At 36.9% G+C, this 13,858-nt stretch carries 18 protein-coding genes; 7 read left to right on the forward strand and 11 right to left on the reverse strand.

Annotated features, from left to right (window positions below):
- The first annotated feature begins 6 nt into the window (after nt 1-6).
- A complete protein-coding gene (locus tag ACMGGO_RS11570) occupies nt 7-1,386 on the forward strand; it encodes an MATE family efflux transporter (protein WP_420281913.1) in 1,380 nt (459 codons plus the stop codon).
- Nucleotides 1,387-1,661: 275 nt separating this feature from the next.
- On the opposite strand, the gene ACMGGO_RS11575 is transcribed toward ACMGGO_RS11570, so the two are convergent.
- Nucleotides 1,662-2,456 carry a PhzF family phenazine biosynthesis protein gene (locus tag ACMGGO_RS11575; RefSeq protein ID WP_115673553.1) on the reverse strand — a complete coding sequence of 265 codons (795 nt, stop codon included), beginning with the start codon at nt 2,454-2,456 and terminating at the stop codon, nt 1,662-1,664.
- A gap of 156 nt (nt 2,457-2,612) precedes the next feature.
- Here ACMGGO_RS11575 and ACMGGO_RS11580 point away from each other — a divergent pair, with 156 nt between their 5' ends.
- Nucleotides 2,613-3,770: a Ger(x)C family spore germination protein gene (locus ACMGGO_RS11580; protein WP_115673552.1), complete on the forward strand. Its 1,158-nt coding sequence runs from the start codon at nt 2,613-2,615 to the stop codon at nt 3,768-3,770.
- 32 nt (nt 3,771-3,802) lie between these two features.
- On the opposite strand, the gene ACMGGO_RS11585 is transcribed toward ACMGGO_RS11580, so the two are convergent.
- Complete coding sequence (locus ACMGGO_RS11585) at nt 3,803-4,327, reverse strand: GNAT family N-acetyltransferase (RefSeq protein ID WP_374805434.1); 525 nt, start codon at nt 4,325-4,327, stop codon at nt 3,803-3,805.
- A gap of 282 nt (nt 4,328-4,609) precedes the next feature.
- Between ACMGGO_RS11585 and ACMGGO_RS11590 the strand changes: the two genes are divergently transcribed.
- Together ACMGGO_RS11590 and ACMGGO_RS11595 are read left to right on the forward strand one after the other, a co-directional pair.
- Nucleotides 4,610-4,915, forward strand: a complete 306-nt coding sequence (locus tag ACMGGO_RS11590; protein ID WP_048392961.1) for a hypothetical protein — start codon at nt 4,610-4,612, stop codon at nt 4,913-4,915.
- 362 nt (nt 4,916-5,277) lie between these two features.
- The gene (locus ACMGGO_RS11595) at nt 5,278-5,475 is read left to right on the forward strand and encodes a hypothetical protein (RefSeq protein ID WP_009371305.1); all 198 of its coding nucleotides are present in this window, start codon (nt 5,278-5,280) and stop codon (nt 5,473-5,475) included.
- Between the two features lie 8 nt (nt 5,476-5,483).
- Here ACMGGO_RS11595 and ACMGGO_RS11600 read toward each other — a convergent pair whose 3' ends face one another.
- Nucleotides 5,484-5,969 carry a hypothetical protein gene (locus ACMGGO_RS11600; protein WP_054548636.1) on the reverse strand — a complete coding sequence of 162 codons (486 nt, stop codon included), beginning with the start codon at nt 5,967-5,969 and terminating at the stop codon, nt 5,484-5,486.
- A gap of 134 nt (nt 5,970-6,103) precedes the next feature.
- Between ACMGGO_RS11600 and ACMGGO_RS11605 the strand changes: the two genes are divergently transcribed.
- A complete protein-coding gene (locus ACMGGO_RS11605) occupies nt 6,104-6,781 on the forward strand; it encodes a hypothetical protein (RefSeq protein ID WP_231595642.1) in 678 nt (225 codons plus the stop codon).
- 52 nt (nt 6,782-6,833) lie between these two features.
- On the opposite strand, the gene ACMGGO_RS11610 is transcribed toward ACMGGO_RS11605, so the two are convergent.
- Nucleotides 6,834-7,853 carry a serine hydrolase domain-containing protein gene (locus ACMGGO_RS11610; RefSeq protein WP_288583127.1) on the reverse strand — a complete coding sequence of 340 codons (1,020 nt, stop codon included), beginning with the start codon at nt 7,851-7,853 and terminating at the stop codon, nt 6,834-6,836.
- 160 nt (nt 7,854-8,013) lie between these two features.
- Between ACMGGO_RS11610 and ACMGGO_RS11615 the strand changes: the two genes are divergently transcribed.
- Complete coding sequence (locus ACMGGO_RS11615; protein WP_387254004.1) at nt 8,014-8,715, forward strand: DUF421 domain-containing protein; 702 nt, start codon at nt 8,014-8,016, stop codon at nt 8,713-8,715.
- Nucleotides 8,716-8,784: 69 nt separating this feature from the next.
- Here ACMGGO_RS11615 and ACMGGO_RS11620 read toward each other — a convergent pair whose 3' ends face one another.
- The 7 genes from ACMGGO_RS11620 to ACMGGO_RS11650 all read right to left on the reverse strand — a co-directional run bounded on the left by ACMGGO_RS11620 (nt 8,785) and on the right by ACMGGO_RS11650 (nt 13,314).
- Nucleotides 8,785-9,438: a DUF2306 domain-containing protein gene (locus tag ACMGGO_RS11620; RefSeq protein WP_066036821.1), complete on the reverse strand. Its 654-nt coding sequence runs from the start codon at nt 9,436-9,438 to the stop codon at nt 8,785-8,787.
- 120 nt (nt 9,439-9,558) lie between these two features.
- Nucleotides 9,559-9,972 (reverse strand): GNAT family N-acetyltransferase, encoded by a 414-nt coding sequence (locus ACMGGO_RS11625; RefSeq protein ID WP_259950695.1) that lies wholly within the window; start codon nt 9,970-9,972, stop codon nt 9,559-9,561.
- 495 nt (nt 9,973-10,467) lie between these two features.
- On the reverse strand, nt 10,468-10,983 hold the full coding sequence (locus ACMGGO_RS11630; protein WP_374805428.1) for a group-specific protein: 516 nt from the start codon (nt 10,981-10,983) through the stop codon (nt 10,468-10,470).
- 288 nt (nt 10,984-11,271) lie between these two features.
- Nucleotides 11,272-11,826 (reverse strand): hypothetical protein, encoded by a 555-nt coding sequence (locus tag ACMGGO_RS11635; protein WP_374805426.1) that lies wholly within the window; start codon nt 11,824-11,826, stop codon nt 11,272-11,274.
- 69 nt (nt 11,827-11,895) lie between these two features.
- Nucleotides 11,896-12,183 (reverse strand): NUDIX domain-containing protein, encoded by a 288-nt coding sequence (locus ACMGGO_RS11640; protein WP_374805424.1) that lies wholly within the window; start codon nt 12,181-12,183, stop codon nt 11,896-11,898.
- A 223-nt stretch (nt 12,184-12,406) separates the two neighbouring features.
- Complete coding sequence (locus tag ACMGGO_RS11645; RefSeq protein WP_420281914.1) at nt 12,407-12,781, reverse strand: hypothetical protein; 375 nt, start codon at nt 12,779-12,781, stop codon at nt 12,407-12,409.
- 104 nt (nt 12,782-12,885) lie between these two features.
- The gene (locus ACMGGO_RS11650) at nt 12,886-13,314 is read right to left on the reverse strand and encodes a hypothetical protein (protein WP_420281915.1); all 429 of its coding nucleotides are present in this window, start codon (nt 13,312-13,314) and stop codon (nt 12,886-12,888) included.
- A gap of 380 nt (nt 13,315-13,694) precedes the next feature.
- Between ACMGGO_RS11650 and ACMGGO_RS11655 the strand changes: the two genes are divergently transcribed.
- Nucleotides 13,695-13,784: a hypothetical protein gene (locus ACMGGO_RS11655; protein ID WP_333880816.1), complete on the forward strand. Its 90-nt coding sequence runs from the start codon at nt 13,695-13,697 to the stop codon at nt 13,782-13,784.
- Nucleotides 13,785-13,858 lie beyond the last annotated feature (74 nt).

Here is a 13,858-nt window from a genome sequence, read left to right on the forward strand (position 1 = left end):
AACTTAATGATGAACGAACAAATGTTACAGGATGATCAACAGCTACGCAAAGCTTTTTTTAATTTCTTAATTCCCGTGATGCTAGCGAATGTGCTGCAATCTGTTGGCCAAGTTTTTGCTATGTTTATCGTCGGACGCAATTTAGGGGTCGATGCCCTAGCAGCCATTTCGGCATTTTTTCCATTTTTCTTCTTTTTAATGGCCTTTGCAATTGGCATTGGTTCAGGAAGCTCTATTTTAGTCGGGCAAACATTTGGGGCTGGTAATCATGCCAAAATGAAAGAGGTTGTTGGTGTAACACTCGCCTTTACAACTATTTTATCCATCGCTGTCGCGATTTTTGGTGGCTTTTTCATCGAATGGATTTTACGTTTTATGCAGACACCTGCGAATATTTTAGACATGAGTATTAGTTATGCCCAAATACTTTTCTTCACGTTACCGATTATGTTTTGGTATTTGGTGTATACAACCTTTATGCGAGGAGTCGGCGATTCCAAAACACCTTTTCTATTTTTAGTAATTAGTGTTATGTTAAATATCGCCTTCCTCCCCCCTTTAGTATTCGGATGGTTGGGGTTGCCTGCGTTCGGCTTAAATGGGGCTGCCTATGCTTCCGTGTTATCAAACCTGGTGACAATGATTCTGTTGTTAGCCTATTTGCATAAGACAAAGCATTTACTACGTTTTGATAAAACAATCTTACAGCATTTTAAATTAAAGAAAGATATTTTATCGTCCTTATTAAAGCTAGCCATTCCATCCAGTATTAGCATGGTTGCCATTTCAGTAGCCGAAATTGCCGTTATTGGCTTTGTGAATGGCTATGGTTCGGATGCTACTGCCGCTTATGGCGTTGTCAATCAGGTAGCTAGCTATGCACAAGTCCCAGCAATGAGTATTGCCATTGCAACATCTGTCTTTGTAGCACAGGCGTTAGGGGCTAATTCTACAGAGATGATTAAAAAAATCCGTCAAATGGGTGTGCGCATTAATTATCTTCTAGGTGGCGCGATCATACTCATTATGTATCTGTTTGCAGAGCCTATTTTGGCTTTCTTTATCGATTCACATGAGACTGTGCTTATTGCCAAGAATTATTTATATATCGCCTTTTGGAGCTATTTAATTTTCGGACACACACAAACTGTTTCTGCTACAATGCGTGCCACTGGTGTCGTATTATGGCCAACTATCTTCTTAGTCATTACGATTTGGGTTGTACAGGTACCATTAGCGTTCCTATTATCTCACCATACGTCACTAGAACTAAATGGCGTTTGGTTAGCCTATCCAATCACCTTCTGCGTCCACTTCATTATGCAATATGCATACTTCAAGCTAGGCTGGCAAAAACGAACATTAAAAGCTATGCTGAGCGAATAAAATGGAAGAGGGCATGCCATATGTGCGTGCCCTCTTTTTATTATGGCAACAAAATAACCAGGCACTCAAAATTGAGCCCTGGTCATTTTGTGAAAAGTGAATGTTACTACTTGCTTTAGTTCTTTTGTATTCTACTAATAGAGTAGTCGTTTAACATTGAAAAAGGTTACAACAAATTTCGAATTTTTTTCTCACTTTTTAGCAGTTACCAAAATAAGGCGAAATATAGAAAACGAACTGTATACTTTGAATACAAATCTCCTTCTAAACCGTATCTAGATGTTTAATTCTCCTTGCAATGCTGTAACTGCTGCGCCTGCGATCAATACCTTGTTGTGATGAGGAGCCACATAGATTACACCTCCACGTTTAGAAAGCTGCTTGCTGACAAGTTGTTGTTTAGATAATTTCTCACACCAATAAGGGCCTAGTGCGCCATGACTTGATCCATTTACCTGATCCTCATCAATGCCTTGTGCTGGAGAAAAAAAGCGAGATACGATATCGATGTCTTCTTCCTTCGCTTGACTAGTTAGACATATACCTCGAACAGGAAACTGCTTCATCGCAGAAAAGTCAGGTTCAAACTGTACAATTAGGTCTTCATTGCCTACTTCCACGATATAATCCAATTCGGTCCTCCCTACAAAGATGGGCTTACATCCTAACCAGTCCTCCAATGCTGAAGGACATTCCATTTCAGCAATTGGATACGTTTTGATGGCGATTTCCACTCGTTCATGTTGCCACTTGGCATGTAAAGGACCACTTGCTGTATGAAATGTAATTGTGTGCTCCTTTGGCACAATTCCTTGTTGCCAAAGGACAAAGGCACTAGCAAGGGTGCCGTGACCACAAATGGGTATTTGCCTATTTGGCGTAAACCATTTCAGCGTAAATTCAACCTGTCTTTTTTCAATAAAGGCTGTTGTCGGGACAGGTATCTCCTGTGCAATTTTTTGCATGGTCTCCTCAGAAACTTCTTCATCTAATAGACATATTGCTGCAGGATTCCCTTTATATAGCTCATTCGTAAATGTATTAATTAGCCAATATGAAATACTAGTCACCGTTCTCCCCTCCTTGCCTCATCATACCTGAAAATTGTTTCATTGGATATAATTTTCCAAATACTATTTCCTCAGCTAGCACTTTATAAAAAAGCCATCTTTTGTCTAAGCTAACACTATAAAATACAACTGAAGAGCAATTCGAGTGGAGAAACCATGAAAACTTATTTCAAATTTTTATTGATCATCGGATTGACGACATTACTCGCAGGATGCTGGGATATTACGGAGCCGCAAAGAATGTACTATATAAATGCAGTAGGTGTAGACTACGAAAACGACGAGTATATTGTCTATTTACAAGTGATTAATTTCGCTGATGTCGCGAAATCTATACAACCTAGCGCAACGGTGGCGCCTGCTGAAGTAGGACGTGCCACTGGTAAAACAATAGAAGAGGCAATTTACAAATTATATCGCTCCTCGGATCAAGAAATTTTTTGGGGGCATATGCGATATATGATTTTTTCAGAGCAGGCTATGGAAAATGAACACATTATTCCTGTCATCGATACATTCATACGCTTTCGTGATACTAGGTATCAAATCTGGGTGTATTGTACAAAAAACCCAGTTGAAGATATATTGCTTGTCACACCAATCTTAAGAAATTCGTTATCCTCATCAAAATTAAGTAACCCAATCAACCCAACAGAACAAGAAACATTTATCGAACCAAAAGACTTAAGAGATGTTGTCATTGGCTTAAATGAGCCAAGTTATGAAGTAACAATTCCTTATGTGTCCATTAAAGACGATTGGGAAACAGATGAGGAGCAAGTTGAGGAAACCTATTTTTCAGGGGTTGGTGTCCTATCGAAAGATGGCTTTAAGGGGTTCGTGCAAGACACTGCGGCTCGCGGCAGTCAATGGATGCATAACTATACTAATCGCGGGGAGATTACCTTTCAATTAAACACAAGTGACCAGGAAGAACTAACGGTTAGTATTGAGAAAATACATGTCGATGTGGAACCACTTGTCAAACAAGAGGCTGTTACATTTGAAGTCAAATTGAGAATCAATGCGACCATCAATGGTTTTAAAGGAAAAGTAACCGAACAGGAGCTGAGAGAGCTTATTGTAAAAGAAGTGAAAAAGGAAATTCAGGAAACCTATAAAGAAGGTCTAAAATTAGATGTGGATATCTATCGATTGTCAGAATATCTCTACCGCGATAACGTCAAGGCTTGGAAAAAGCTTGAGAAAGATGGAAAAATCCCATTATCAGAGGATTCAATTAGTAAAATTGATGTGGATGTAGCCAAAATCAATCCAGGTCGAAAAACTTTTACAGAAACAATAAAAAAATGACCAGATGTCCTCATAGGAATCTGGTCTCCCTATTATTTTATAAGTGAGTATATATAAGTATCATGGGGCACATTATGTTGATGCATATATTTTTTTAATAATCCTTCTTGTTCGAAGCCTATTTTTTGCAATAGTAGATTGGAAGCTTCATTTTCTTTAAATACAATGGCTCCAATACGTACTAAATCCATTTCTTCAAAACCATAGGAAATAGCTCGTTTAACAGCTTCCTGAGCATAGCCATTTCCCCAATATTCAGGAAAAAGGGCGTAGCTGATTTCCGCTCTTCGATGCTCTATTGACCACTCTTGAAAGCCGATTGTACCAATCATTCCTTCTTGATCCTTTAATGCAATGCCCCATTTAATACCACGTTTTTCGGCAAAATTGTTGGCAAAATTTTGAATGATTTGCTGCACTTGAACTAAGCTGGTTAAAGGTTGTTGTCCATAATGGCGCAAAACTTCAGGATTCGAAAAGCACGCAAGAAGAGCTTGTCCATCAGAACTCGTCAATTCCCTTAACACTAATCGTTCAGTATGTAAAATTGGAAACATCATATACCTCTTTTATTGTAGATTTATTAATCAAATTTTACATTTGTCAACTAGCTATTGCAATCCCTATTTCCATTTGATGCCACTTTGTTAAAAGGACAAGGCTAGTTGCCCTGTCCTTTTTGTGCGTGTTAGTTTGCTTGTGCATCCCGACAGAGTAAGTCTACCAGAGCTATCTATACACTCTCTCTACAAATCCCCAATGTTGCACACTACACTACTGTATAAAATTTCCCTATATGTCCACAATAAGTTCAAAATAGTCAATGAGAGGTGAACAGAATGGAACACTTTCCACTCATACATACAAATTTTTGGGATGCCGTCGTTGCAGTCCCTGTAGTTATGATGATTACCCAACTCATTAAGAAAATGTGTCATATAAAGCCTTTTTGGGTTCCAACCATTGCACTAGTTGTCGGCTTATTCATTTCTATTTTCATCAGCCACCGACATAATCTTCTTGCAGGACTATTCATGGGCTGGTTTTATGGCTATGCAGCAATTGGAAGTTATGCCTCCTTAAAAACTTCTTATCTTACCTATAAGCAAAAGAAGAGAAGAAAACAGAAGTATACTGCTCCTTAATGGTGACTATTACACCTACATGTACAAAAGCTTATACTAAATTTCAACAAAAATACTTTATAAATTTCATACTTGTTACATTACCTTTTGACAATTAGATATACTAAATATGACGGCAGCAATCACTCTTGAACTAGCAAAAGAACAAAAGCTGAAACACCGAATGAACAAATAATCTAACCGTTAAAACAATTGCTAGAAAATTATGCTACTTACACTGTCTCTATTCATGATAATTCAGCCGACAGCATTTTCTATTCTTTTTACCCAAAGATAAAAAATTTATTTACAAATATCAACGACATTCAATTTCTAATAATTGGCTCATAAATGTACACGCTAGAAAACGGAGGAAAATCAACGTGTCTAAACTCATTACGTTTACCTTTAATACGAAATATACCGATCAAATTCAGGAAACATTTTCGTTTGAACAATTAGGGATTAATGAGCAATTACCTAGCGATGAAATAAAAAAACAAATTGATCATCTATTTAAAAATTGGGTATGTGATCGTCTCAACCTATCCTATAGCATCGTTGTAGAAGAGAATGAATGACCGTTGTATCACCTTTTACTTTTGAATTTCTTTACTTGTTCTCGCAAAGTGGTAATGAAGACTCGGATTTGTTCCATCGTCACAATAATACATAATGCAGGCCCACATTCTCTTGCACCATGATGATTCTTCTCATAAGCATCTAGTACAAACACTAATTTATAACGTTGCTCTGCTTCCTCCCTCTCCTCTTCAGGAATTTGAAAGATACCGTATCCAGGAAAAAAATATTCACCATAATGAGGGATATGATAGATGCATAGGCCAGGATCATGCGGCTCCAGCATACTTAAATAAGCAGGCTCCAATTGTGTTATGTCTTCTAATAATTGAAGGAAATCTCTTTTTAAACAATAAATCTCAGTATTTATCGCTGGGAAAGCTGGCCCAAAGCGAAATTCAATACGAAACTTTACACTTTCCTCGTTCACCATTAAAATATCTAGCTCTACCTCACAACTCGGATGACTCGAATCATCTTTTAAAATTGCCACTATACCGCCCCTTACACTTGCTTAATCGTTGTTCTCTCTACAATATACTAGGAAATTATCATTTTACCAAAAAAACGAAATTATACATATTTATGTATGGTATAATAGATTTTATTCATTTTTGGGAGGTGAAGGTGTTGAAAAGATATTTGGTGACAAGCATTGTAGTAGGAGCCATCTTCCTAACAGGCTGTGAAAAGGATGACAAAGCAGCCTCACCACTATCTACATCAGTAGATAAACAAATAATAGCAATGGAATCTGTCATGGCACCTGTTCCATTAGTTTTAACGCTACCACAGAAAGAATACTACTATAAAGAATATTCGGCTATTGTCAATAAACTAAATGAAGAATATGGTACAGGCTTTAAGCTAGATCCCATTACAACATTTTCAGCAAATTATTGGCTTGAATTAAAAGATTTTGAAGACATGTTAAAAGGCAGAATAGACACTTCTTATGTCGTGGCCGATAATAAGGAAGTTTTTTCTCCAGTTAAAGTACCAAAATTCGTTGAATTACATATGGGGGCACATCGAACAATCATTCGTGTTGATGGTTCATTTGACACCCAACTAAGCATGGACATTCCTGGTGGAAGACAGTTATTTTCGGTTATGCATTCCTTGTCTTCTAAAATTGAACAGGGTAAAGGCTACTGGACGCAAACGGGGTATGACCCTTCCATTAAAGATCATGGCAGTGCTTACAATATTGCAATCGGTGGTTACTATTCATATAATGGTGTATCCTCACCTCATATTATTGAGATCGAGTATTATTGTAATATACATGGTGGTATTACTTAATAACTAGCAATAGGCTTGCCTGTAATCTTTTTCACAGACAAGCCTTATTCTTTTATAGGATAGCCTCTATTCCTTTCATCATATCAAGAGCGCCCTTAGATTTATTGGAACATACGACAACTTTGATGGAAGAAGCAGGATAATAGGCTGAATGGAAGCACACGCCAGGATCATACCCCATCACATGGTATTTCAGTATTGCTTGTTCACTATTCTTCTTAATCCATACACCATAGCCATAACAATCATTTTCATTCAGTTCGACATGAGGCATTAACAGTTGATTCGTTAACTCTTCATTTAAAAGTTCGAAATTCATAAGTGCACTCCAGAACTTTGCCATATCCTTCCCTGTTACGAATGCTCCCCCATCAGAACCCCCTTTTACAGGTAAAGAATAGATATTTGTTTTCCAAGTTCCATCTGGGTTGTCTATGTACCCTAATGCTGTATTAGCTGGCAAAGAATCTAACGAAAAATAGCCTGATTCCGTCATATTCACCGGATCGAAAAGATGTTGTTGAATGTAAGCGGAAAAATCCATACCAGTTGCATGCTCTACAATTAACCCTAATACAATATATCCTGCATTATTATAGTGAAATCGCTCACCAACTTTATACTTCATTGGACGATTCTGAAATAATGGTAAGAAATCTCGCAATGTTCGAAGCTGGTACATCGGATTTTCAACCCATAACGCTTCAAAATTCTCCATTTCTTCCTCATCAAAATAATCGGGTATTCCTGACGTATGTGTTAGCAGATGAGCGATGGTTACTTGCTCATCGAAGTGCTTAAATAGTTGAGGCAGACAATCGCATAATTTTGTATCAAATGCTAGCTTCCCTTTTTCAATAAGCTGACAAATAGCGACTGCGGTAAAAATTTTACAGCCAGAGGCAATGCCAAAACGAGTTTTGGCATGATTGTCGATTTGTTCTGAGCGATTCGCATAGCCAAAACTTTGGTTGACTAAGGCAACCTTCTCCTGATTTTCCACTAGCACCGTTCCTGAAAAATTAACCTTCTCTTGTATGTCGATAAGAATATTTTGTAATTTTGTTTGCATAGGTATTCTCCTGATTTTCTTAAAATTACTAAATAATAGTTTTTTTATTTTAACAATATCGTTTTGAACATATTTTTACAAGTCTATTTCGTTTCAATCCTGAAGATCCGCATAATCATGTAACGGAAGGAAACAATAAGAAAAAAGGAGATGTGTCGCTGTGGAATTTTTTCATAGTCAAGAATCACTTACTGCTACTCAATGGATTCTCCGAGCCATTGTCGCTTTTTTCTTCCTACTTTTCGCAACAAAAATTATGGGACAGCGCTCTATTTCTCAGTTAAGAATGCTGGATTTTGCAATGGCTATCACACTTGGGAATATTATCGCACATCCCTTATCTGATGAAGGTTTAGGAATGAAGGGTTCCATGATTACCATGGCCGTTTTAGTTGCGCTCTACCTCATCGGTGTTTTTTTGAGCCTAAAATGGGTTGCCTTTCGTCATTTGATAGACTCTACGCCGATTCCCTTAATTAAAAATGGGCAAATTATTAGCGCCAACTTACAAAAGGCTAGAATATCTGTGGATTTACTTTTATCCGAGTTAAGAAAGGAAAAAATTGAAGAGGTTCAAAATGTAGCACTCGCATTATGGGAACCAGACGGATCGATCTCTAGTTTTTTGCATACACCCTACCAAACACCAACACGAGCAGATATAAGTGTACAGTCTAATCCTTTTTTTCTTCCCACGGTTCTTATTAAAGAGGGAAAAATTGATTACCATGAGTTAAGCAAAACCAAGCATTCTGAGCAATGGTTGATGGGTCAACTGAAAACAACTTATAAGCTAGAAATAAAAGATGTCCTTCTTGCCACTATGGACCAAAAGAACAATTTGCATGTATTTAGATACTAATTAAAATTATTGCAAACGTAAAAAGCATTAGGCTCTATTTAATCCCAATGCTCGAAGAAGACATTCAAGTCAAGTCGTTTTTGTTACATGTCGATTGTCTATAAATGCATGCAGCTTACGCTGGATATACCATTCCATCACGATTAAATTGGGTACCCAGCATAGCCAAGCGATAGAGGCATAACTAGATTCAAAATTTTCAAAGCCAAATACTACCGTAAACAAAGGGAGCCAAATTCGCAATGTGACAGCTGCGAAGGTTAAAGCATAATTTCTTAGCATCCATTTCTGATGGCCTTGGATATTTCTTTTTTTAATATGGACCAGCGCTTGAAACATGGTGAAGAGCCACCCTATGGCTAATAAAGCAAAGCCTAGCTGTGCTACCCATCCCCCTGTTGCGTTCAGCGCTAAATAAAGTCCAGCCAAGCCACCAAACAAAATACTAACCATATAGATATTGCCTAGTAGTCTATGGCGTTTCACATTTTTCTCTCGTAACTTTGATGACAACGTAAAAGGACCGATGACGAGGGCTAATATACCGAATACAATATGTATATAGAGCATGATATACCAAAATGAATGCAATGTTGCACTAAGCATAAGCTTTAATTGAACAAATCCCGCCTGCCGTGCATCGAATAGTAAATATTGAACAACCGAATAGCCTGCTATGAACAATGCCAAGCCACATACAATCCACCACAATTTTTGTTTCATTTTTATAGCTCCTTTCTATGTTAGCGTACCATTCAAATCTCCGATCTTTTAACACAGACAAATAACAGGGCGTAAAAAGCATATAAGTGGACGTTTATCGACAGTACAACGAATTGACCATTAGATAGTGCAGGTTAATAGACAGCCAAAACGCTCCACTCCAGGGTATTTTTCTCCTAAACTTGTAATGTGAAAGCCGAGATTTTTATAAAAGAGGACGGCTTCTTGATCTGTTTCTGCATAAATGGAAGAAAAAGCATGATGTTCTTCTACATACCGAATCATCTCACGTCCAATGCCCTTTCCACGAAAAACGGGCGATACGGCAATATGTTTAATTTCACAGCGATTTGCCTCTCCTTTAACGATTCCTATACAACCGACTAAATCTTGCTCGATGGTATAGCCATACAACACTCTTTCAGGATTTTCGATATACAATGGATATTCCCTATCCACTTTCTTTTCGGAAGTAGCATAGGATAATAATGTTTTCACTTCGGGTTGAATCTTGCTTGAATGGATCATTTTCATGGAATTATACCTTTCTGGGCATTATGTCAACTTACTAATAATACCTTTAAATTACTATAATTGTAAATAATGTATTCGTATTATCATTTAATACTTCCATAATATACTAAAATATTTTCTTTTATGTTATGATCACTTAAAAGTTGAGGAGGGGAGTCCCTTGCTGGTTAAAGGCTATAAATTTAGTTTACCGCCCTTTTATTGGCTACTTTTCATACCCATCTTTTTGGGGACGAGTTACAAAGCATTATTTTTTGATTGGCACATACAAACATATACTTTTCATGAGTTAGAAGATTTCGGTCGTTATGTAATGATACTAGCAACAAGCTTGATTGAAGCTTTTATTTATCTACTCATTTTTCGATTGATTGTCTATTTGCTTCAACTAGTATTTCGACAGTCTAATAGAAATCATAGCTAATGAGTAGGTGGAAGAAATTATGACATTTAAGGGTAGCCAACTACTCGGCATACCCTATTTCTTTTTCCACCTCAGCTAGGATTGAAGTGATTCCATGTAATGATTTCCGCTTCATCTACGTTGATATTGCCTAAGCTGAAGAGATGCGGAATATACGCAAAAAGCCCAAAGTTCTTCCCTTGTTCTTTCTCCGTTTGGAAATAGTCTACTGTTGCTGATGGTAGCTGTTCTAGTTCTCTATAATCAGGTAACGACAGTAGCTTTATATCCTCTGCAGCAATTGCCCCTGCTGGCCCTTTATAGTGTTCCTTGGAATACAGGTACATCGCATTACGATTAACCGCTAGTTTTTGGATTGGAATTTGATAAAACATTAGGCTTCCTCTCGTTTCAATACCAAGCTCTGTTAAAGCCTTATATAGATGACTAGGATGGATTGGTAGGAAATGAACAACATCATTCCACAAGCAATTTAAGTGAGGAATTTCTTTCATGAATAATTTCGGTCTCTCAGGATGATCAAAATATTTTTTCGAATATCGTTCATATAAATGTGGAAATAATGCCCCTAACCTATTTAGTGGCATGAGCTCATGACCCACCATTTCCCTTGGAACCATATGATATAAACATATCTCTGCATGACAAGCACCTCCACCTAACTAATTCTTCGAACATTTAGAAATTCCTGTTACAATCATTGTATAAATAGAAAGTAGGTGCACAATGGAATTATTAGTTATCATTCTTATTTTTGCGGGGATTTTTGCTATATATGATTCGATTAGACGAGTTAACAATTCTATTTTGGAGCAAACGGAGGAACTAAAGAAATTACGAGAGGAACTGAACAGTAAGAATAAAAATTAGAGGGGCTAATACTTTTGCTTTGGATAATCAATTGAATTAGCAATATCAATCAAGACTTCAGCCGTTACTTGATCTGCCACATCTCGATCAATACTAAAGACATATTGCCAATTGTCTCTTTCAAACACGAGTAAATGAAAACCAATTCGTGGATTTTCAATATAGGCTGCCTCACTGCCATTTTTCAACTTAAATACATCTATTTTATATTTTTCAAATGACATTTTATGCTGAATTGGTCGAACCTTGATTTTGAAATGATTTTGTGGCAATTGATCACTGATCATTACCACCTCCAGCTGATCATTCATTTCTCCTTCTAAATCACTAAACCTTCCAAAGTGATGCGTAAAGCTGATTGGCGGTACTCGTAGGGGTAGCTTCAGCTCTTTATTATAGTGGTGTTCGAACTCTTTTACAGCTATTTCTACTGTTTTATAGCCGATTTCAGGAAGAAATTCTTCAAGAGGTTGTGGCGAATCACTGTCCTTTGCAAAAACCAAATTAAAAGTGGAAACATACGTAAATAAAGCTAGTCCAATAAGAATACGCTTAGTCACATTTTACCGCTCCTCTAACCTATTTAAGTATAGGTTAACCTACAGAATCAGAATTATGCTGACATAACACTAACATGGCATAGTCTTATCGTTAAAAATGGACGTAAAGTAGCGAAGTGTCGGTACTACGTTATTCGCGTGTAGCATCTTTTCAAGCTCTAGCTTTGTGACCCATTGAACTGCTGTCACTTCCTCCTCCTGAAGTTTTGTGTCACTAATTTCAAAGCTTTGCTCAAATAACCAAACGTCATAAAAATCATTGAAACAATCACGTCGTTCACTCTTTACTAATTGTCCATTGGTCCTCAATAATGATATCCCTATTTCCTCTTCTACCTCACGAATAGCCCCGTCCAAACTGCTTTCACCCGTTACTATAGAGCCTCCTGGACATTCCCATAAATGAGGCTAATGTTTATTGGGATGTCTTTTTGTTAAAAGGAATTCTCCCCTGTTATTGCGAATCCATACGTGCACAACGATATGGTAATCTTCAGCTGCTAATGCTGTCCCACGTACATGACGCTTATTTTTTTTTGGCGATTTTTATCATAGAGATCCCAGACTTCCATAGAGCACCTCATTTCTGAATTTGAACAAGCACATACTGCTTCGTCCACATTTCCGTTGTCACAATAGAACGTTCCCCATTTTTTTCGAAAAATAACCCGCTCCCCTCTTTTTCAAGAAATGCCCATCCTTCATCAGCCATCATTTGCTGAATGTCCTCGTCCACCTTCTGTATGCCCCTAGCTGAATTGGCTGCGAGGTACCAAGTTGCCTGCTTATCATTGGAGAGCGCCACTAAATCAAAGGGGGATGCATTTAATTTTTGTATAGCTTCCTTTGGTGTAAAGGAATCGATTGGCAAAGGAGGATATAATAATTTATTGCTATCAATAAAGACCCCACTTACTACGAAAAGAGTTGCTATTAGTAAACCTATTTTTTTCAAGGTTCACCCTCCTCCTTGTCTGGTTAAGAATCGGCTGCTAAAATTTATCTGTAAAATAGAGCTTCTATTTTGAAGCGGTCATACTTTATTTTTTTCATTGCTCTTCAAGCTTTTAATAATGAAGAAAAGTTATAGAAAGCATTTAAAACATCTTCTCCTAAAGGATCAGCAAATGCATGATTTTCCAATGGGAAGATTCCTTCATTCTCTAACTGCTCCAAATATTTCTTGAAGCCTTGATCTATAGCCTCCATATACCCCTTAAGAGAAAATTGATAATTAAATATTCTTTCGATAGGATAATGACTTTTATGTTCAATTAATATGTATTCACCATAGCTGGAAAAAATATAGTAATCATAGTTTCCGTGACAATCTATTTTTACTTCATTTGTATTACCTTGATAAAAACTGGTGAGCGTGGAGAAAAATTGTGGGATAGCTATAAAGGCTAAACCAGATCTAAAACTAAATAGTTGTTCATCATTTGACACATCAAATTGAATATCACCACCCTCTATAAACCTATACATTTCATATTTTACCTTATTAAGTAAATAAACTATAGAGATGTTATCATTCTGTTTATAAAGATTTAATAGGAGGTGATAAATTTGATCATTAGAAAGGCAACTATAAAGATGCGAAAGGTATTGGAAAAGTACATGTTGATAGTTAGTGAACAACCTATAAGCATATTGTGCCAGCAAAATATTAAAGTAAATTATCCTACGAACAAAAACGCAATTATGGACACAAGAAATTGCCGACAAAACGAAGTATGTACTAGTAGCTGAAAATGAATTAGACGACATTATTGGCTTCACATCTGCAAGTAAAATAGACTCAAACCCTTCCCCATTCCAAGTATGTAGAAACGCTCTATCTTTTAGAAAACTATCACAGAAAAGGGATAGGAAAACAATTGCTGAAGGAAATCTTTCATTGCTTTCATCAAAAGAACTACCAAACTATATTTGTCGAAGTCTTAGCTATAGAATAAAACACGTTATTTTTATGAACATTATGGGGCGAAGCTTAGAAATTACAATTGGTAGGAAAGTGTTAAAAGAGTTA

This window comes from Lysinibacillus sp. BNK-21, assembly GCF_048684915.1.
GTDB lineage: Bacteria > Bacillota > Bacilli > Bacillales_A > Planococcaceae > Lysinibacillus > Lysinibacillus capsici.